The 20076-nt window shown below is 53.6% G+C and carries 14 protein-coding genes and 3 pseudogenes; 13 read left to right on the top strand and 4 right to left on the bottom strand.

What is annotated here, in order from left to right:
• Positions 1–2: 2 nt before the first annotated feature.
• Positions 3–692: a hypothetical protein gene (locus QN399_RS19330; protein WP_322178519.1), complete on the top strand. Its 690-nt coding sequence runs from the start codon at positions 3–5 to the stop codon at positions 690–692.
• Positions 693–1332: 640 nt separating this feature from the next.
• Here the strand turns inward: QN399_RS19330 and QN399_RS19325 are convergent.
• The gene (locus QN399_RS19325) at positions 1333–1743 is read right to left on the bottom strand and encodes a hypothetical protein (protein ID WP_322178518.1); all 411 of its coding nucleotides are present in this window, start codon (positions 1741–1743) and stop codon (positions 1333–1335) included.
• 350 nt (positions 1744–2093) lie between these two features.
• On the opposite strand from QN399_RS19325, the gene QN399_RS19320 reads away from it, so the two are divergent.
• The 11 genes and pseudogenes from QN399_RS19320 to QN399_RS19270 all read left to right on the top strand — a co-directional run bounded on the left by QN399_RS19320 (position 2094) and on the right by QN399_RS19270 (position 9634).
• Positions 2094–2939, top strand: coding sequence for a hypothetical protein (locus QN399_RS19320; protein ID WP_322178517.1), 846 nt, complete (start codon positions 2094–2096; stop codon positions 2937–2939).
• A 105-nt stretch (positions 2940–3044) separates the two neighbouring features.
• Positions 3045–3299 (top strand): hypothetical protein, encoded by a 255-nt coding sequence (locus QN399_RS19315; protein WP_322178516.1) that lies wholly within the window; start codon positions 3045–3047, stop codon positions 3297–3299.
• Positions 3300–3724: 425 nt separating this feature from the next.
• Entirely contained in the window at positions 3725–4021 is a 297-nt protein-coding gene (locus QN399_RS19310) for a hypothetical protein (RefSeq protein WP_322178515.1), read from the top strand.
• On the top strand, positions 4021–4359 hold the full coding sequence (gene tnpB / locus QN399_RS19305) for an IS66 family insertion sequence element accessory protein TnpB (protein ID WP_330201436.1): 339 nt from the start codon (positions 4021–4023) through the stop codon (positions 4357–4359). Before QN399_RS19310 ends, tnpB begins: the two co-directional genes overlap by 1 nt.
• 64 nt (positions 4360–4423) lie before the next feature.
• Positions 4424–5965: an IS66 family transposase gene (locus QN399_RS19300; RefSeq protein ID WP_330201435.1), complete on the top strand. Its 1542-nt coding sequence runs from the start codon at positions 4424–4426 to the stop codon at positions 5963–5965.
• A 143-nt stretch (positions 5966–6108) separates the two neighbouring features.
• A pseudogene (locus QN399_RS19295) lies at positions 6109–6339 on the top strand (transposase domain-containing protein); the annotation flags it as partial.
• 179 nt (positions 6340–6518) lie between these two features.
• Complete coding sequence (locus QN399_RS19290) at positions 6519–7091, top strand: TetR/AcrR family transcriptional regulator (RefSeq protein WP_322178512.1); 573 nt, start codon at positions 6519–6521, stop codon at positions 7089–7091.
• A complete protein-coding gene (locus tag QN399_RS19285; protein WP_322178511.1) occupies positions 7088–8065 on the top strand; it encodes a DMT family transporter in 978 nt (325 codons plus the stop codon). Before QN399_RS19290 ends, QN399_RS19285 begins: the two co-directional genes overlap by 4 nt.
• 607 nt (positions 8066–8672) lie before the next feature.
• Positions 8673–8801: pseudogene (locus QN399_RS19280) on the top strand (transposase); the annotation flags it as partial.
• A gap of 161 nt (positions 8802–8962) precedes the next feature.
• A complete protein-coding gene (locus tag QN399_RS19275) occupies positions 8963–9403 on the top strand; it encodes a TspO/MBR family protein (RefSeq protein WP_322178510.1) in 441 nt (146 codons plus the stop codon).
• Between the two features lie 48 nt (positions 9404–9451).
• Positions 9452–9634 carry a hypothetical protein gene (locus QN399_RS19270; RefSeq protein ID WP_322178509.1) on the top strand — a complete coding sequence of 61 codons (183 nt, stop codon included), beginning with the start codon at positions 9452–9454 and terminating at the stop codon, positions 9632–9634.
• 228 nt (positions 9635–9862) lie between these two features.
• Here the strand turns inward: QN399_RS19270 and QN399_RS19265 are convergent.
• Positions 9863–10195, bottom strand: a pseudogene (locus tag QN399_RS19265) (DUF4113 domain-containing protein); the annotation flags it as partial.
• Between the two features lie 75 nt (positions 10196–10270).
• Positions 10271–15394, bottom strand: coding sequence for a RecQ family ATP-dependent DNA helicase (locus QN399_RS19260; protein WP_330201434.1), 5124 nt, complete (start codon positions 15392–15394; stop codon positions 10271–10273).
• 397 nt (positions 15395–15791) lie between these two features.
• Here QN399_RS19260 and QN399_RS19255 point away from each other — a divergent pair, with 397 nt between their 5' ends.
• The gene (locus QN399_RS19255) at positions 15792–16025 is read left to right on the top strand and encodes a GIY-YIG nuclease family protein (RefSeq protein WP_323568289.1); all 234 of its coding nucleotides are present in this window, start codon (positions 15792–15794) and stop codon (positions 16023–16025) included.
• 138 nt (positions 16026–16163) lie between these two features.
• Here the strand turns inward: QN399_RS19255 and QN399_RS19250 are convergent, their stop codons facing one another.
• Positions 16164–19739 (bottom strand): hypothetical protein, encoded by a 3576-nt coding sequence (locus QN399_RS19250; protein WP_330201433.1) that lies wholly within the window; start codon positions 19737–19739, stop codon positions 16164–16166.
• Between the last annotated feature and the right edge of the window lie 337 nt (positions 19740–20076).

The following is a 20076-nucleotide window of genomic DNA, read 5'->3' as shown; positions in this document are numbered from 1 at the left end:
AAATGAAAAATAAATCCAATGTGCCCCGCCCCAGGAAACCTTCGACGTTTGATCGATACGTTGCCGAACGATCTGCGCATATCGAAAAGATCATCGAGCACACGTTACGTGTAGTCGATGCTAAGAATTACAGTAATCTTACAGATTACTGTAAGGCACTGGCGGCCATCATTTCCGAGATTCGTGCTGCGAAAGCAGGAGACCCCTCCACACCGTTTTACAACAAGGTCGTGCGCCCTTTCAGCTATGTCACACTGCTTCGTAATGAGGGCTATAGGCGTCTTGTCAGCGCAATGTTTGAGCACAGCCGAGGGACTCTTGAACAGCCTGAGGCCGTTTCCGAGAGCGCCATGCTCAAAATAGCCAGCCTCAATGCTCAGCTCAATCTCCTAAAAGACAGGCTTAGTGGCACCAAGACAGGGACAGGTTCCAATGCGCTGGCCGATGCTGGGGCGCATGAAAATATTGCCAAGCTCCGGGAATATCTGGCTATCACCCTTCAGGTCTACACCAAGTTGCGTGGAGACTTTAAAGACATAACTAAGGTTGTCACCACACCCACTGAAAAATACACGATCACGGGTTTATATAGCTCCTACGGACTTGTCACAGAAATTGAAACGCTACAGAAGATTGATGAGGGTCGAAAATTTCTGGAATACTTATCAAAGTCTGTGGCGCCGGTCGATTGACCAATAAGCAATTGACCTCCAACAACGCGGATTGCTAGGTCTTTCATGACGTCGAGCTCAACATGCCACCCTTCTCACGAATGCCTCACCTACTCACCTCCAAAAGGCTATATGAACGAGCATCCACCCCGCCAACCCTCTCGCCCCTGGCCCCGATCGCATGGACAGGAACCCGGGGATGAAGACTCTCAATGCTCGCAGCCAGGCGATTTTGAGGTCGAAGATGTAGAGCTGATATGGTGGACGCTCGCCTCGCGAATGAGCAAAAAGGAGATTAGGGCCTGGGCGAAAAGCATCGTGAGCGGGAGCCTTGCTCGATTCGACGGATTTTTATTTGTACCGCTGAGCGATAGCAGCGGACGAGGTCGCTATCCTCGCGGAGTGGTGAAGGTACTCAGGCAGGTATTGAGACCGCTACGACTCATGCCCGGTTTTTCTGGTGAGGGCGCGCAATACATCGAACAACAGGTCTGGCACCTTTTGACCTTGGCGGCCCTGCGACGCTGCCCTCCAGACTGGCTTCCTGAGTATCTATGGGAAAGCAAACTGGGAGGCGAACTCGGCTTGTAAGCGTGCCGTTTGGGGAGACGATGACATTCACTAATGGCATGAACGTCATTGCTCCAAGAATGATGCTGAATCAGTAACGTCGATCGAAAGATGAGCTGAACCCGTACCCGCCCACAACAAGAGCAATCAATATCGGCCACAACGTGTACCACTCTGCCCACCATGCGAGTCCAGCAAATTCACTGCCATGGAGAACAGGAATCTTCTCACCCCACTCCTTGATCGCTGGCCAGAAACCTCGAAAGATCATTCCAAGCGCAATTGGCCAAGTAAGCTCCAGAGGTATAACTCCAAAACCAGCGCTGAAATGGATCACTAATAAAAATACGGCAGCAGCAACCGTCCAACCGAAAATTGCTGACCCGGCGTCAAAGGACACATGCAATGCCTCTGAAAACTGCCAGACTTCATAAGTAATAAAGGCCGCAGCAGCAAAAATAATTACCAGCCCGATTGAAATTCCGTCATTTCTACTGCGCATTGATCACCGGTTTTTTGAATTTATCGAAGCTCGGGAATGTAACTCAGCAAATTCCCCAAGAGCATCGCTCAAGACTCTACGCAATTTGCTCCTGCCAGGCTCAACGGCACCGTTCCGTAATCATCCCCTTCGTCTTAAAATTATCGGCTCCAATTTCGTACGGCATCGCCCGAACCTATCGAATAATATAGGCTTCCGAGGCTACGGAGTTGTACAGGCGATAGCCAGCGTGAGCCGTATGGAATGAACGTACCTGAAGAAAAATCAGCCTAGAGCGCGAAGCATAGCCTCCGCCGTATCACGGCATGAAATTACTGGGCTTTTGCTCCGATCGCATGAGCAGGTTGAGAATGGCTACTAGAGAAAATGGGGCTTTTGCAGTCGAGTGGCTTTTGGTGCTGTCAAGAGAGGAGGATCTTTTTTTCAACCCGCGATCCGGAGAAAAAAACCTCATGCAAGTCGTGGAGCGCTTCATGCCGGGTTCAACCCTGGACAGCATCCATGCAGTGGAAGATCGACCTGAGACGTTTCGCTACGATTTCGCTTTCAAAACCGCTCAAAGAGATATTTTCTTTAATGTTTACGTAAATTCCATCGAAACCTGGCTAGACGTCTCAGAGAGCAATCCCGGTCTCGGTGGATCTTCAATCTATGCAGCTGTTGCGACCTTTGCCAACAATAATGGTCTCACGTTCGTCGGAGATCCCGACGGGCTGTCTGACTTGGCGCTTCGTCGACGCCTTGACAACATGTTATGCTCTGCAATCAAGTACGGGAGTACAGATCATCTCGCTCCCCATCCTGACCAGATCACTGGTTGTGAACGCTTAGGAGTACCTCCACTCAGATGGGTGAGAGGGCAGACGCTGGACAACATCCAGCACATGATAGAGACTGTAATAGCATCCCTTGTAAGCGTTGTGCCGGAGATAACCCATGCCTACTATGACTTCCACGCAAAAACCTTCTGCGATTCTGAAGGAAGACAGCTATTGGAACCAGTTTTTGGAAGCTGGAGTCATTACCTTGCAGGAGGCGGAAAGGCGAGCGCGGGGATCACTACGTTTAAGAGATGCATACTGCTCCGATCCTTGGTACGCCAAGAAAGCAGCGCGCGACCCCTCCTTTTGGAGCAGGTTCTATGCGACTCGCGTCAATTCGTAGACCATGGTGATCTGTTCGGTATTTTTTACTGACTCGCTATAGCTATTTTTTGAAAGAGAAGGCTCCGGAAGGAGCCTTTTTTATTCCAGGCGCGATTGGGAGGAACGGAACTTGCTTGACGCATCGAGGGGAGTCCCATGCCTGCCGCTAAACGTCTCGCAGAGCAGATAGCCCTGGAGCTGAAAGACTTTTTCGATCTTGGACGTACGGATCCTTCTTCCATCCGCAAAGCGGCCCCGTGCGTCTGTAAAAACAATGCCTATCAAACACGGCGGTTGGAATTCGGTGCAGCACAGGTACCCAGTGACGTTGACGCCAAAATCAATATTTTGGGCATCCAGAATGCTTCTCGGGATAGCCATTTCTACTTCCCTTTACCTTCGATTTTTTGATACACAAACGCCCCTGGACGACATCAATGAACCCTGTCGAACCTGTCTAAAGCAACATTTTCAAAAAGCCAGTGAGCAACGACGTATACGCCCCCATCGACCGTGGTGACGACCTCGAAACCTTCGCGTTGGTATCGGTTATACGTCGGACTGCTTCAAGCGCGCCACACTGATCAGCGCATGGGAATTACGCAGTAACGAATTGGATATGTCCTCAACCAGTCCGCCGATGCCCTCCAGCTCAATTGCACGCCCCATGCGTAAATCACTGAACATCTCGACAACGGCTGCCTTGGAGCGAGAACACAGTTTCAGCGCCTGTGATATTTCCTCCTGCATTGATACTTGAGGCGTAAGCCTCCAGCCCAGCCACCTGTAATCTGATCCTGCGTTCTGAGATGTTGTGGTTTTCAAGGGACACTCTGATGAAATCACTTCAGTCACGCCGTGTTTTCTGGGCAAAACACATTGAACAGTGGCAGGTCAGCGGCCTCACTCAAGTCGCTTACTGCCAGCTACATAGCCTTAAAACCAAAGCGTTTGGCTATCGCGTAAGAATCCACGAGCGAGCCAGCGATACCCTGACCTTAGTTCCCGTCAAAGTCAGTAAACCCATTGGCACGACTGAAGTACTGCTGCGCCATGCCAACGGTTGGCAGTTGGTTTTGTCGCCTTCGGTCGAACCCGCTTGGCTGGCGCGATTGCTGCGAGAGATGGTGTGATGGTGTTGCCTGATCAAGTCTGGCTGGTGCTCGATCCCATGGACATGCGTCTGGGTATAGATGGCCTTTCATCACGCCTTCAACAAACGCTGGGGCGCTCGCCATGTGACGGCACGGCCTATGCGTTTCGCAACCGCCGAGGCACTCGGCTCAAGCTTTTACAATGGGATGGCACTGGCGTCTGGCTGAGCCAGCGGCGCTTGCATCAAGGGTCTTTCGTTTGGCCGAGCAAGGGTGACAAAACCTTCACGCTGACCCAGGCCCAGTGGCAATGGCTGATCACAGGAGTGGACTGGCAGCGCCTGGAAGCGCGTCCGATCCACCAGTGGCAGGTGTAAAAAAAAACGCGTTAGAACCGCTCGATCTCAGGCATGACGGGGGTGTTTCCAGTAAAATCCGCCCATGCCTTTTTCTGACAAACTCACCGCCCTGAACCTCGATCCCGCACTGCGGGAACAGCTCGTCGCCGAGCTTTTGCCGCTCCAGGCAGAAGCGAAGAGGTTGCGCGCCAGAGTTGAGCTTGACGCTCTGAAAATCCAGGCGCTGACCTTCGAACTCGCTCAATACAAGCGCATCCGTTTCGGCGTCAAGAACGAAGCCCTGTCGCCCGAGCAGCGCGATCTGTTTCACGAAACCATGGACGCCGACTGCGCCGCCATCGAGGCTGAAGTCGAGGTGCAAGTGCCTGAACTGCGGGTTCAGCGTCCGCGAGCCGGGCGTCAGGCGCTGCCGGAACATCTGCCGCGCATCGAACATCATCACGAACCCGAAGTCTGCGTGTGCGGCCAGTGTGGTGGTGCCTTGGTGAAAATCGGTGAGGACATCACCGAGCAGCTCGATGTCGAACCCGCGAAGTTCTTCGTCCACCGCCATATTCGCAGCAAGTACGCCTGCCGTCCTTGCGAAAGGATTGTCTCCGCCGACGTTGCACCGGCTGTCATCGACGGTGGTATGGCAGCCCCCGGTTTGATTGCCTGGATCTTGATCAGCAAGTATCTCGATCATTTGCCGCTGTATCGGCTTGAACAGATTGCCAGTCGTGACGGCGTCATTCTGGCGCGTTCGACCTTATCGGAGTGGATTGGCCGCTATGGTTTTGCCCTGCAACCGCTGGCGGATCGACTGGCCGAACTGTTGCGCCAGCGTTTGATTCTGCATGCCGACGAAACACCGGTGCAGCAGCTTGATCCGGGCAAGGGGAAAACCAAACGGGCCTATCTGTGGGCCTACCGCAGCAACGACCTGGATGAAGGGCCGGGCCTCGCCGTGTTCGACTATCAAACCGGGCGCAGCGGTGCGCATGCGCGCGCGTTTCTGGATGGCTGGAAAGGTCATCTGGTGGTCGACGACTATGCCGGTTACAAGGCGTTGTTTGGCTTGGGGGTTACCGAAGTCGGCTGCATGGCCCACGCACGGCGCAAGTTCTTCGAACTGCATGCGGCCAATCAGAGCCCAGTGGCCGCTGAGGCACTGCGAAGGATCGCCGAGCTTTACGAGATCGAAGGGCGCGGCAGCAAACTCGACACAGAACAGCGGCAACAACTGCGCGCTCAAGAAGCAGACCCCAAGTTGCAATCGCTGCACGACTGGTTGCAATCGACTCGTCAAGGCGTGGCCAATGGTGGCAGCCTGGCCAAAGCCATGGATTACAGCCTCAAGCGCTGGCCAGCGCTGTCGCGCTACGCGCTGAGCGGTGACTTGCCCATTGATAATAATCCCGTCGAGAACGTCATTCGGCCGATCGCTGTCGGTAAGAAGAATTGGTTGTTTACCGGGTCAGAGCGCGCGGGTCGGCGGGCGGCGGCGATCCAGAGTTTGCTGGCGACAGCCAAATTGAACGGTATCGAGCCGAGTGCGTGGTTGAAAGATACGTTGGAGAAGTTGCCGACCTGGCCGAATAGCCGGCTGGATGAGCTGCTGCCTTTGAGAACAGCCACCGCGTAAAGGTGGCTGGGCTGGAGGCTTACCTTGAGGCCGCGTAAGGCCCTCTATTAACAGCGCCTTCGCAGAGGCTTGAGCCGTGTGCAGGGAAACTCGCATGCACGGTTCTTAGGGGGTTGGATGCGGGTGACCGCGTCTGACTACCCGACAACCAGATCCGGCCGTGGGCCCTTGGGCGTTCGAATTTGTTGTTTGCCGGATCGCTACGCATCAGAAAACGGGCGGCTGCGATCATGAGTTTGATCCAGTCGGCGCGACTTAATGGACATGATCCATATGCCTACCTGAAGAATGTTCTCACGCGACTGCCGACGCAGCGGGCGAATGAAATTACCGAGCTGCTGCCGCATAAATGGGCGTCCGTTTATCCAAGCTGATGCAGGGGGCGCCTAGCTAGCGTAGCGAACTTCCTGATTGGCCAAATCCTAAGATTTACTGCTGCGTTGGCCTGCTGCGGTCTGTGTCGTAGCGGCCATGATTCAGGTCGTAATTGGACGCACCCAAATCTTACCGGTCAGTATAGTCAACTCCGTCCCTTATGCCGGAGTGCCTTAAATTGGACAATACCCGTGAGCGCTTGATTGACTCAGCGCTGAAGCTGTTTCTGTCACAAGGTATATACATTACTGGTGTGATGGCCATCGCCGCGATGGCGGGTGTTACCAAAATGACGCTATACAGCCATTTCCCCTCCAAGGATGCGCTGATAGTCGCTTGCCTTGAGGAGCGTGACCGACGCTGGCGTGAAGAGGTAGCGCGCACTTTGGCAGGGCATCCTGACCCGGTCAGTGGCATGCTCGCGTTTTTCGATTTGTATCAACGCTTTCTTTTGCAAGATAGCGGGCGCGGGTGCTTATTCGTCAACAGCGCGGCTGAATTTCCCCAGTTTAGCCACCCTGTGCATTTGGCAGTGAGCAGGCATAAGCAAGGGATACGCGAAAATCTTACTGCATTGGCCATGAGCGCCGGTATAAGCGACCCTGACGTAGTTGCTGAGGGGCTGTTTATCTTGCTGGAGGGCAGTTTTGTCAGCGGCGCCATGGGCCAGGACGTGCGGGTATTCGACACTGCCCGGCACGTAGCTCATTGCTGGATCCGGAAGCAGGGCCAGCAGGAGCAGAGCGTATGACCCTAGGCTTATTAGCGGCCATTGCCGCCACTTTTTCCTGGTCGCTGCTCTACATCTTTCCTGGGCTGGTCGGCGATTACAGCCTTTTTGATCTGGCTGTGGTGAGCTATGCCTTTGCCGGTTTAGGTAGCCTGCTAGTGCTGTTTGTTTACCGTAGCGAAGTGCGGAAATTGCGACTGAGTGACTGGGCCTGCGCCGCACTGCTGGGCTTCTTGGGATACATCGGTTACTTCTTTCTGATTACCACTGCGGTCTTGGCTGCTGGGCCGGTGATCCCTCCGGTGATGATGGGGTCAGTACCGATCGTGCTCGCGATTACCGGCAACATGCGAAGCTCCAGCGTGCCCTGGCGCGCCATTGCCGGGCCACTGCTGATGGCGGCATTGGGCATAAGTTTGGTCAACCTGAGCGTGTTTGATTTTAGCAGCGCAACGGTGGTGCTCCCGACCGGTTCGATACTGCTTGGGCTGCTCGCATCGTTAATGGCAATTGGATTTTGGACTGGTTTTGGATTGTTAAATGAAAGTGCTTTGGCTCAACGCCCAAGCATATCTCCCATGTTGTGGTCAGCCATGCTGATCTTCATGTGCAGCGTCGAAATGCTGGCCTTCATCCCAGTTGGGCTGTACTTGAAACTGTCCCACTTCGCTAGCCATCCAAGCGGGTTAGCAGGCACTCAGGCGCTAATAATCTGTGGGTTAATTCAGGGGTTAGGGGCCACCCTTGCAGGTGCCTGGGCATGGTCAATCGCGACTCGGCGCCTACCTCTGGCTCTAAGCGGGCAATTGATCGCCAGCGAAACCATTTATGCAACTACGATGGGCCTGCTCATCAACCAACGCTGGCCCTCTCCTATGGAGGCGCTTGGGACAGGGTTGCTATTTGTAGGGGTGGTGTGGGCAATTCACGCCTTTTATCGCAGGCAAACACGCTTCGAGACGCATGGTGGGATAACTGACCCTAGCCAAAACTAATGCGACTGTGCCGGTATGGGCATTTCAGGTGTCCGCTTTGGATTGATTTGGAATCATTGCCCTAAGTGTTGGGGTCGGGAACGTGTGTTGGGCGGACGGTTACGTAGCGAAGAGTGAAGAGATGTCTGGACTTTTTATGTGTAGTGGCTATCTGATATCACGCTTCAAGGGGTTGATGTTGTATGGGTGAGCTAAGAACGCGGGCGCTGGCCTCGTGGGGTAGGATCCTTGAGCACCCAGCAACTTGGATGAACGCTGAGCAGCAGTACCACGAGCTGTTAAAGGTTGCAGACAAGATGGAAATAGAGGGGCTTATCAGCGATGGCGAGTGGCGCCAGTTAGTGCGAAAGGCTGGATCTCGTTTTATAAGTATTACAGGCCCGGCCGCGCCACATAGCGTACGCAGAGACTGATAAATAATATGAGTCTCGACGGGCCTAGGAGAGTGATAATGTTGTTGACGTCGACGCCGAATTGACCCAAGTGCTGAAGCAAGACTAACCCACCTCCAAATCTACACACATTCAGCAACGGCAATGGTTCGCGAAGAACAGACTGGGCCAGTGACATCTCGGCAACTGGAGCAATCTGCGTCGGCGCCAACACCACCGCGCTCATCGTCGCTCTCGGTGATGCCCGTCAGTTTGCCAATGGCCGACATTTTGCCGCCTCGCTGGGACTGACACCGAGGCAACACAACTCTGGTGGTAAGGATCGACTGCTCGGTATCAGCAAGACAGTCTATGTAAATTTTTCGCTTCATCGACGGGCTCACTTTCGGTGACCCGAAAATGTCATCCATCCATTTAAACTTTCCGCTTCATCAGGCATCTTCTCTTTGATACTGCCGACAAGGATTTGCATCCTCAGATAGCTGACCTCAGCCAAGGACAAGTGATGACCTTTCTTATATTTCTACTAGCATGTGGTGCTGCGGCGAGCACAGGCATTCTTTTCAAACCTGGCCAGTGGTATGAATCTCTCGCTAAACCGAGCTTCACGCCACCCAAATGGCTGTTTCCCGTCGCCTGGTCGATTATCTATCTGTTGCTCGCTTGGGCCGGATACCGGTTAACTTTGATACCTGGAAGTCAGGTGGTGCTGGCTTTATGGGCGGCGCAGATTGCGCTTAATACGCTGTGGACACCGGTGTTCTTCGGCGCGCACCAAATCTTCGCCAGCATGTTGATCCTGACATTACTCTGGCTTGTGGCCGCTGCAATGGTGGTGATGGCAATGCAGCTTGACGTGATCACTGGCTTGATTCTATTTCCTTACCTTGCGTGGCTTTGTTTAGCTGCGGCATTGAATTTTTCCATCTTGCGCAATAACCGCTGATGATGAATTCCGATAGGCTACTTCAAACCCACGTATGGAGAGAAACCTATGACAAGAAAGGAGCTGGTCGAAATCTACCAGGGCTATATCGACTGCCTGAACCATCAGGACTGGAGACGTCTCAGGCAGTTCGTCCGCGCTGACGTTACCTACAACGCAAGTGCAGTAGGCATCGACGGTTACCCTACAAGTGCAACGGCAAATACCCTTCTGTCTCGCACGCTGGTGTAAACCCGTTTTGACTGCTCGCAGTGTGTTGGGTAAAGCGCCTAGGCCTGACCTGTTGTTGGCCGTCTGCGGCAGCGCTCGTCAGGATGTAATTTTGAGTTCTCCTCTAACACCATCCATGCGGGCCAAAAAATCATGGCTCAGCAATAATTATCGCTGGGCCTTAATTTGGAATAATTCAGACTATCCCTCTTCATCGTCGGCGGCGCTCTGCCGATGGCGAAGGTCGCCTCACTTGCAGTAAACCGTCCAAAGCTGATCAACCCGCGTCGTAAAACTCTGACTCATCATCTCCCGCCGCATACCCCAGTCCGGATCCACAGGCACGCTCGCCAAGCGCATCGTCCCCCTACCCCACCTCCCATTTATTGCGTCCAACACGCCCATCACTTTCTCGGTCGCTTCGGGCTGGGAGATCGAAAAAAGGTCATCCGTGTATTCGCCTTTTTGGCAAAGGTTAAGCAGGAGCACCTCGGCCTTACTGTATTTGAAACCGGGCCTGAAAACTCGGTCTACCGCTTCCACCGCTGCCTTTGTCATCAAACGAACGTCGTCAGTCGGAAATGTCCTGCGGACATTTCGAACGGGGTGTTCTTCAAATAATCACCAAACCATTAGGCCATGCCCAGCATCTGGAGATCAGAGCGATCTACCGCTTATCCTTGGCACCACGACCTCCCAAGTATCGACTTTCATGCCTGCCCGGTATTCTTCTCCATTATCTTCCGTGTATCGCACGAGAATCCCGGCCACCTGGCATTGCTCAATGTCGATACCTGGCGTGAACGCCTTGGAGGTACGGCCCACCTCCCTGCCCTGTCCGTCCAGGATCAGGAAACGTTCATGATCGGGTTTCAGGAACAGAGGATCGTTTGGCCTCAAATCGGCAATCGCGGCATGGATACCGGAATCAGGATGTTCGCGGCCGGCATAACTCAGGTCTATCTCTTTGAGCGAGAGCTGCTTGTAACCCTTATCAAGTCGAGCATCGTGTTCACCTACAAAATTGCTTTTCAAGACGGCCCCCGAAACCTGACGGCTGAAGGGGTTGCCAGAGGAAAATTCGCAGAGGGTCAATGTTTCTTCAGCCCGGGTCATTCCGACGTAATACAGCCGACGTTCATCGTTAATTTTTTGCGGGCTGTCCAACCAACCGCTGTCGAGGAGACCCACATGGCGGAACTCCAGGCCCTTAGCCGAATGGACGGTGCCGAGATAAAGCCCTTTTCGGGGTTGATGACGAAGCTCCCGGGCATACTCGTAGAGCCAGTCAACGACGGCACGTCCAGATAGCTGACAATCCCCAACCTCCACGGTGAGGTGCATGAACGCTGTATCAAAGAAAATAGCCCAATGCTCATCCATCAAATGAGGCGTTAGCATGTGCAGAGCACTGCTGGGGGTTAGCGGTAATTCACAGATACGCAGGGCATTCACAACCCTGACGAACCCTCGCTGACGCATAACTTGCAATCCCGTCTCCTTGTCAGCGGCCAGAAAATAAGGGACGTCGTTTAGCTCGCACCACGCTCGCAGAGGCTTGAGGTAGGCATGGTTTCTTGCGAGCACCGCACAGTTATTCCATCCAGGCTCATCTTCCAGATTAATCAGGCGCCGCATCTCTTGCGCGACCGCTTGGGCCTGGAGATTACCCATCTTCCGATCACTGCTTGGAAATTGTATCCGAAGCACTCGTCCCTGACGCTGAGGGTCTCGAACCTCCCAATGACCGCCAGTTGGTAACTCGACTCGTGCCTTGTCGATTCGGATGGGGTGCTCGAGTTTAAGTCGGTCGGGGTTAACGCCTATCACGCTGTTTGAGGCATTGATGATGTTCAAGCTGGAACGATAGTTCTCGACCAGATAGCTAATTCGAGCGCCATATTCCTCACAAAATTTTTCGATATAGCGATCATTGGTGTCGCGAAAATCGTAGATATTCTGGTCGTCATCTCCGACTGCGAGAATGCAGAGCTGCCCGTCTTCCTCTGCATTGCGACCAGACAACGCACTGACAAGGCGATACTGCATCTCGTCGATGTCCTGGTACTCGTCGACCATGATGTAGCGGTAACCTCGCAGCAGTTGTTCGCACAGGTCATCATCACCATCACCCTTCCCGCCCTCTTCCAACAACCTCACGGCACTCTCGATTACTAGCTTGAGCTTTTCCTCATCGACGACTTCTCCGCGTTCGAATCGAGTCCCAGTCAGCCGCATGGACATCCCGTGATAGGTCATGACACTGACGCCATAGGCATCCGCGCCAACCAAAGTGAGCAGGCGTCGTCGGATTTCGGTGGCTGCGTGGCGATTGAAGGCCAGAGCGATGATGCTACTGGCCGGTACGCGCCTTACACGCAACAGGTAGGCGATCCTGTGAACGATGACCCGCGTCTTGCCAGAACCAGGCCCCGCGAGCACCAGGCGGTTTTGATCGTCATTGTCGGCCACCACTAGCCTTTGGCTGGCGCTTAGCGCATGCACGATAGACTTCCAGGAGTCTTCGCTCGTTGCGAGTTTCAGGACATCTTCGCGCCCCGGGAAGTGGGTCTGGATGAAGTCCCTCTTGGATTGGCTAAAATAGTCGAACACTAGGCGCAAGGCATGTGCCATTTCCTTGAGGCCATGCTCGGCGTACTCACGCATGACGTGAACCTGAATACATTTTTCGCGATAGTGTTCGTCGAGCCGTAAATAATCATCCTTGAGGTAACTACCTTTCTTCTCCGCATTGACCTCAATCGTCATTGCACGCCGCATCACAGTCATCCCGTGGTTCAGAATGATCACTTCCTGCTGATGCAAATAGAGCAGTACATGCTCCACAGCCTTGCGGCGCTGTGGCGTTGGTATCAATTGAGAAAGCTCGAGATCCCCTTCAATTACCCCGACAAGCTGGCCGAAAGTTGTCTCAATCAGCAGATCCTTGCTCCGAGCCCCAGGCGCAAGTCTGTCGATTAGAAAATCCATGATTTTGCTAGCGATAACACGGCGTTTCTTACCGAAAGCCTCTATTTTTGCCCACGTATAGCCGCCGCTGATGTGAATCTTCAGGTAGTCACGATTTATCGGTTGAAGCTCAAAACTGCTTCGCTGCTGGCTTTCGCCATCACGATCTTGGGCGAGGCTGCGCAGGAGCTTGAGCACATGCAACGGCAGTAAGTCCTTCTGCCCTGTTGCAATTCGCAGACCCGTGGTCAGTGGCGTGAGATTGAGGTCTTGCCAGCCTCCTTGCTCCGCGTCGGGTGCCAGCTCCGGCAATAGTTCGAACAGGGCCTTCTCGAGGCTTAACGTTTGACCAAGGCGCTGCATGGAAGACCCAGCGATACCGTGTCTTACGTAGAGAGTCAGCTGTGAGTCGTTGATAAGAAGACCCATCTGCTCCATCTGTTTCAGGATGCCCGCGACTTCCTCATGAGACTGAGCGGTCAGTGCGATCAGTTGGTCGGTGTTGATACGCTCATCAGCGCCAGCCTCATAAATGAAGGTGAGGATGGCTTTAAACTCGGCCAGGCGACGATCAGGCAAATTGGCCTTCACTAGACGTTGCTCGGCTTCCTGCGCAGTAAGACCTGGCCGCGCAGGAAAAATGCGGGTCTGGTTTTCTTCACGCTTGAGATATTCACTTCGCTCCAGCCAGGCGACAGCCGTTGTCACCTTGGTTTCGGCGTCCCGGTCTTCAGCGGCAAAGCTCGTCTCCACCGAAGCGTCCATCAGGATTTCGCCAGCAGTGATGACAAGCTCGCCACCCTTGCGTTTACTACTCTCGAACCGCAGTTTGCGCAGGATTTGCTGGATATCTCGCAGACTCAGCTTCGAGCGCTCGCTCAATCCAAACTGGGTTTCGATGTCCTGCGGATCGTAGAGCAACACGCACTGGGCATCGTCCTGATCTCGACCCGCCCGACCAGCCTCTTGGAGGTAATTTTCCAAAGACCCAGGTATGTCTGCGTGCACGACCAATCGAATGTCGGACTTGTCCACGCCCATACCGAAGGCATTCGTAGCCACAATGACCCTGAGCTTGCCGCTCTTGAAGTCGTCTTGGATATCCGCTTTCTCATTTGGCGCAAGACCCGCATGGAAATGTTTACAAGGCCAACTCTGCCCTACGAGGAACTCCGAGAGTTCCTCGGCGCTCTTACGGCTTGAGACAAAGATGACCGCGCCGCCTTCCCGACTGCCTAGGTTGTCATCAAGAAGATGATGCACCCTGGGCCACTTTTCCGCGCGAGTGCATGGCAATACCGAAAAACTCAGGTTATTACGCTCGTGGGAGCCAAGGAACTCCTGAAACGTAATGCCTAGTCCGTCCTTGAAGTGGGCTCGTATGTCAGCCAGAACATCCGGCTTCGCTGTGGCAGTGAAACAACCAATGGGAGCGTACGGCTGACCACTGTGATATTCCCTAATGAATCGTGAGGCATAGAGGTAGTCCGGGCGGAAGTCGTTACCCCATTTTGACAGGCAGTGCGCCTCATCGAAAATCCACGCACCGATCTGCCGCTGCTTGATTGCGCTGCGAAACGCCTTGTTCCGGAACTGCTCAGGGGAGACCAAAAGTATCCCGACGTCCCCCATCTGAATTTTCTCAAGGACATTTGCTCGCTCGGGCATAGTGAGCATCCCGTTGAGGCTAGCAGCGCACTGGACGTTTCGCTCCAGCAAACCGTCCACTTGGTCTTTCATCAGTGACTGCAACGGCGAGACAATCACTGTCAGGCTACCATTTCGGTGGTAACGATTAAGCGCCGGCAACTGGTAACAAAGTGATTTCCCCCCGCCTGTAGCGAGAATCGCGAGGACGTTTTCACCGCGCATACCGGCCAGTACAACCTCGTATTGCAAGCTCTCCCCGTCCTTCTCGTACCGGAAATCAGGGAAACCAAAATAGCGCTTCAACTCACTACGAGGATTATGGGTCGTATTGCAGTACTGACAGTCCGAATTGCCGCATGGCACATCGCGCAACTCAGCAATCAACTGAGTCACTGCCGGAAATTGATACCGCACCCAGGGGGCAAGAACCGAATTGCCGCCGGACACGCGCAGCCAAGCCAATGCATACGCCACCGGCCAGTGCATCTCGCTGTCAGACAAATCATGATCGAGCAGTTTCGTCAGGCGGGTACGGCAGACCTTCAGGTCTCGCTCATACATCGGATCCGACTCACGCAGCAGATCCTGGATAGCGATTGACAGCTCGTTTCGCGCAAGCGGCGGTAGTTGGGTTGCATCAAAAAATACGGCTTCCAGATCACTGCCTGAAGGCGCGACCAGGCTCTGATAGCATCGCAGTTCCTTAGGATCTGCCGTCCACAATTGAGCAAAGGCGGCTTTCTGATCCTGAAACAAAGTCAAGGTGGAGTGACAGTCCGCCAAAGGTGAATTCAGACTCTCCCTGATGAGTTTATAGTCCTTGATCAACCGATGGTACGGATTGCGCGGGAAGGCGAGCGGAGATAATCGCAGAGTGTCGATCACACCCAAGTCGTGCAATGCGAGCCCTGGTGCATTCGTCTTTAGCAAAGGGAGGTCATGATCGATAACGTTATGCCCCAGCACCCAAGTGGCGCCTTCTGAGAGCTGATCCAGCTGGGCCAAAGCATCGACTAGGTTGCGAGAGGTGTTGAGTTCCAACGTCTCTCCGGTGTCAGGCCTCAAGGCACCTAGCTTGATAATTCGGGCAGCCTGATTGTCTGTCGGGGGAACTGCCTCCAGATCAAAGATAAGGGCTTTCAGTGGAGGCGATGAATCCATGCGATGAATAGTCCTTGGAGGATCTGGCGCAATTACTAGCAGGCCAATCGAAGACAAGTAAACGCGCTAAAAAGCGGGCAATACGCAATCCAATGTTCAAGATGCTTATCGAAGCCCGTTGTTGGCAGGGAGATTGTCGGCGCAAGAAGGTCTTTGGATCCATAAGTTTCATAGCTATTGCGGTAGTAAATAGGTCTTAGCCCTTCATTTTGCCGAAATACTCCTCGAATTCAGTTTTCACGAACACATCTCTGGATCGTGCGACGCACTGAGTCGGATCAATTTCCCCGAAATTCGTAAGAATAACCGCGTCAGCATGTGACTCACGATTCACGTACCGATAAAGCGCACGAAATTCTGAATTCTCGTCGAAAAGTTCCCTGCACCTCCGGCACCCATGGCGACACCCTCCACCGTTGCGACGCCTGGTTTTGTTTACGTGATCCGCTCAGACCACGGGTTCAAGATCGGCAAAACCGTAAACATGAAAAACCGCACTCGCCTTTTTGAAGCCAAACTGCTCTTCCCCATCAGTATCGCGCATTACGCCTGGTTCGATGACTACAGCCACGCTGAGCGAAGCTTTCACTCGACGTATCACGCCAAGCTGTTGGCGCCGATGCCGAATTGACCCACTAGCCGAGATGTCACTGACCCAATCTGACTCCTTGCGAACCATTGCCTGTGCTGGAGTTGTAGCGATTGGAGGTGGGGGCGGTCTGGCGTTGGCACGTGGATCACGTTCGGCATCGGCGCCAACACACCGCCGTCATTGAGATGCCGCAGTAGCCCGCTGGATGTGCTGACCTATCTCCAGCGCCAAGAAGACTACGACAATATGGCGTGAGTCAATTTCGTAGTGGGCTTTAAATCCCACTGGCATCGAATCGAAGTCGCCTAGGTTAGACGAATTAATGTAGTTAATACCGCTCGAAGGAGTAGTACACGCCGCCCTCAAATGGGCGAGGATGGCCGCGCAATTTGATCGACGTGCATACGTGATGTGAAAGAAGAATCGGCATGTGTCGTACCCCAACAGTTTGTTGAAATGGGAGGTCAGGTTACCCTTATTGACGAAATCGGTGACGACTGTTTCGATTACCGCCAACGTCGCAGTACCGTTGCTCACTACGATGTCTCGCTCACCCACGCCGCCCGAACCAGAGTACCCGCCACGAGGCTGGTCTTCCACCACCCACTTTTGAAGTAGCAAGCGAGAACGTAAAATTTGCTTCAAGACGGCTGAAATATCGTCCTCAAAACGCACTAGACCGAGCCCCCTCATCATGGGAGCTAAGGCAACGAGGCTTGCACACGCTCCGCGAATCTCATCAAGTAAGTAAAGGTCAAGTTGGCCACGAGATTGAAGAACTTCGGCTTGCTCAACGTGACCTAGCCGAGTGAATGCCTCAAACGCTTGGCGAATTCCCGGTACTGGGTCATCATCCAACGCAAGGTTTGGAGCGGTTGCGTAGGGTCGATGAGTGTCTATGTTCTCTCTAACTGCGCACAGGAACACGGTGCGACCAAAGGTGTTTTCAGCTTGGGTGATGACAGAAAGGGCCTCTCTCTTGCTACCCAGTCGAGCCAGCGCGAGTGCCCTGAAGCCTTCAATGTTCTCGTCGAAGTTTGTTTCTCTCAACTCCAGCAGAACTTGAAGACACTCCCCGGGTCGATTGACTGCCAAGAGCATCATTACTCGGTTCATCTCTAGCGCCTTCAGATCAGACGCTGAGTGCTGAATGAGAGGTCGCGTCACTCGCACTGATTCAGAAAGATACAGCCGGGCTTCGCTGAGCGCTTCTCCAGACAGTAACTGAAAGGCATCGCTGTTCAGGAGGCGGTTAACCCTGCAGGCAAAGAGGTTTGTGTGGTACGCGGGGACGCCCCGGTTACGTTGCGTTAGCCCTAAAAATATCGCCTCAGACGTTTGCAAATTACCTTCTGGATTCTTAAGCCCTGCCAGACCTTGGTAAAACAGCAACACGTCGTTTGCCTCTTGCCTCAGACTGTCAGACATCCCTTCAGGAAAATTGTACGAAGCTATTTCGAGCCAGCGCTCTCGCAAAAACATGAGCCGAAGATCTGTCCTCATTGACGATATTTGTCGGCCCGGTACTGGCCCCCAGGTCACAGCGCTACGCTCGACAACTATAAATGTTTCAGCAATGTCAGGCAGTCCTGCATTCAGCAGTGCTTCTACTCGGCCTTGTAACTCTCGCAAGCTCCAAACATCGGACGAAGTGGTAGGTGTCAGAGTTTGAAGGTGCGCCCTGATTTGCTCATTCAGTGCTGCTGGAGTGTTAGCAATAATGCCAGCTAGAACGGCTGGTTCCTCTACTTGGCAGAGCTGGGTGACGACGCGTTGTAAGGCTCCTCCCTGAAGCTTTCCGAGTGCGGCCGCCAGGTCTAGAGCAATGGGACTCTCATCGGCACCCCACGTATATCCATACTCTTGCCGAAGAACAAATGCATCGACTCTGTTTCGCTCCGGCCGATCCATTGCCCCTGCGTGTATGGCATTACCCAGAGCCCCCACGAGTTCATTTGGTATTTCGTTCGGCCACTCTGCTATCGCCCGGGATATGACTCTAATATGCAACCTGATACGACCTATCAGCAGGTCGTGGTATGCATACTGTTCCTGTTCAGACGTAGGAGCCATCTGGAGCCATGTGGGCAAATCGATAGCGCCTAGGAACCGACTGCGAAGGGTTTCGTCGCACCTAAAGGCGAGAGCGACCAACGACCGTGCACTCTTAGGTTCCAATTTTCGCAGGCCCAGGCGCTCACCCTTTGGCATCACTACGTCTAGATAAAGTGATACCACTTCGGAGGGGGAAATTCGATCTGCACAGCCGCCGTCAGAAGCCAAGTCGAGCGCAGCACAGAATGCGGTCATTGGATCTAGGCCTGCTGTAGAAAAAATAATTAAGTCGGCCACAACTGCGTCTTGAACGCCGTTATCTGCTGCAGTTATTTCTTCTCGAAGCAATGACAACATCGTGTCTCGATGGGTCGATTGTCGAGGGGCAAATGCCAGTTCATAGACGTACAGGTATAGCGCCGCCACCTCATTTGAGCGCAAACAACCTGCGTCAAGATGACCACCCAGAAGCGCCAGCGCATCTTCGAAAGCCAGTAGCTCGGTTGTGCGATTGGCGTGCACCTGGAAATCCCTGTTCCAACCACCATCATTAAATTCCCAGCTTGCAATGAGGCTGCAAGCTAGCGTGCACGTTGACGGAGCCATTAGCATGTCGGCAAGCAAGGCCGGTGCTCGCTGAGCCGTCATCGCTAGTTGTCGGAGCAAGACCGGACGGTCGACGACAAAATCCATCAGGCGCAACGACAGCCCTAATGGGTCAAACATTGCGCCCTGAAGTTCATTGAGAAGCACGGTGAGCAGACTTGCACCCCTGGTGCCCAGATATTCATGAAACGTTTTTTCTGGAGCTCCTCGCTCCATCCACTGAATACGGTTGATCGTCGTTGCCGGAATGGCAGGAACAATGTTGTCCAGAACCCGTCCTTGATGCTGGAAGAGAAGAGCTGTTGGCGCTCCAGCCGCGCGTCTGAACTCATCCCATCCAGGTGTCGTCGAGGGCACCGTTAGCACTTCCATCGCTGCGTCTACAAACTCCTCAAATGACGCAGGTTCAAGATGGCTGCTCATCGCAAACTGTGGCCAATTCAAGAACTGCCATCTGTCTATCCACTGGCTTATACGTTGATCAACGCTCAGACCGTTCTTCACCCCAGAGCTGGCGTCCCAGAGTCTTGCGGCTATCCAATCTCGCGAGACGGATGCAATCGCACCAAGCTGATACCGTTCTGCAACGACGTCCTCGGCGATATCGCGAAGAACGCCGCTCGGGTTGAACCCACTCTTTAGCCGAAAGACATTTCGATCGCGCTCTTCAATCAGTAATCTGAAGGCGGTTCCCACAGTTTGCGGATTGTGGAGAACAGCCATCACGATGTCTCTCGGCACCGTGAATCGCCCCCATGAAACTAGAATCCAACCGTGCTCAACGAGTTCGTTGAACGATGGTGATGGAGAAAGGGCGTCAAGGCTTGGTGATGCAGCAATGATTTGAACAGAGATCACCGGCTCGGCCGGTACTTCGTTCGCACCAACAGCCTCAAGGGAGTCAGGTACTGCGGGGCTCAACTCCTCCTCTTCAGGATCATCAACAGGCGCTACAAGCTCCGGTTGAAGTAAGAGTGCTGATGCCGCAGGAATGGCCTGTAATTGAGACGCTTGCTCGTACAAGCTTTGGCCTCGAGAGAGCTCATCGCCGGGGAAAAACTCAAGATTCAAATAAAGGTCTACCACCTCCATGTCCGATACTGGAGGCCGTGCTGCCTGGTGTCGGACGTTGGCAGATGCTGGGTTTGTTGGCAAAAATCGTGACAATCGCTCACGCAGCATTCGGCGAGTCTCACCAGGGGCTCGCGTACTCTCGATTCGCCTCATTGCACGTCTTTCCTTAGGGGGCTCAGGCTCGACAATCTAACCGAATGATGAAGTAGACGACACGCCGGCCTGAATACTTCCTAAATTACGTCCTTGTGCATAAGGCTGACCCTTATCCGGTCGAGGAAATCGAAAGGTAACCCATGGCGAACGGGGTAAGCGTATGTGACCCTCTGTTCGCATCTGTCATGCGGTGGCACGT

It is taken from the genome of Pseudomonas sp. 10C3, assembly GCF_036346185.1.
Taxonomy (GTDB): Bacteria; Pseudomonadota; Gammaproteobacteria; order Pseudomonadales; family Pseudomonadaceae; genus Aquipseudomonas.
The sequence above is the reverse complement of the archived record's forward strand: the minus strand, read 5'-3'. Positions and strand labels throughout refer to the sequence as shown.

Bases quoted from the DNA above. Each gene is read 5' to 3' on its own strand.
- QN399_RS19325 (WP_322178518.1), bottom strand. From the start codon at position 1,743: ATGCGCAGTAGAAATGACGGAATTTCAATCGGGCTGGTAATTATTTTT.
- QN399_RS19300 (WP_330201435.1), top strand. From the start codon at position 4,424: ATGCCTTTTTCTGACAAACTCACCGCCCTGAACCTCGATCCCGCACTG.
- QN399_RS19250 (WP_330201433.1), bottom strand. From the start codon at position 19,739: ATGGAGGTGGTAGACCTTTATTTGAATCTTGAGTTTTTCCCCGGCGAT.
- QN399_RS19275 (WP_322178510.1), top strand. From the start codon at position 8,963: ATGACCTTTCTTATATTTCTACTAGCATGTGGTGCTGCGGCGAGCACA.
- QN399_RS19260 (WP_330201434.1), bottom strand. From the start codon at position 15,394: ATGGATTCATCGCCTCCACTGAAAGCCCTTATCTTTGATCTGGAGGCA.
- QN399_RS19315 (WP_322178516.1), top strand. From the start codon at position 3,045: ATGCCTGCCGCTAAACGTCTCGCAGAGCAGATAGCCCTGGAGCTGAAA.
- QN399_RS19320 (WP_322178517.1), top strand. From the start codon at position 2,094: ATGGCTACTAGAGAAAATGGGGCTTTTGCAGTCGAGTGGCTTTTGGTG.
- QN399_RS19270 (WP_322178509.1), top strand. From the start codon at position 9,452: ATGACAAGAAAGGAGCTGGTCGAAATCTACCAGGGCTATATCGACTGC.
- QN399_RS19285 (WP_322178511.1), top strand. From the start codon at position 7,088: ATGACCCTAGGCTTATTAGCGGCCATTGCCGCCACTTTTTCCTGGTCG.
- QN399_RS19310 (WP_322178515.1), top strand. From the start codon at position 3,725: ATGAAATCACTTCAGTCACGCCGTGTTTTCTGGGCAAAACACATTGAA.
- QN399_RS19330 (WP_322178519.1), top strand. From the start codon at position 3: ATGAAAAATAAATCCAATGTGCCCCGCCCCAGGAAACCTTCGACGTTT.
- tnpB (WP_330201436.1), top strand. From the start codon at position 4,021: ATGGTGTTGCCTGATCAAGTCTGGCTGGTGCTCGATCCCATGGACATG.
- QN399_RS19255 (WP_323568289.1), top strand. From the start codon at position 15,792: ATGGCGACACCCTCCACCGTTGCGACGCCTGGTTTTGTTTACGTGATC.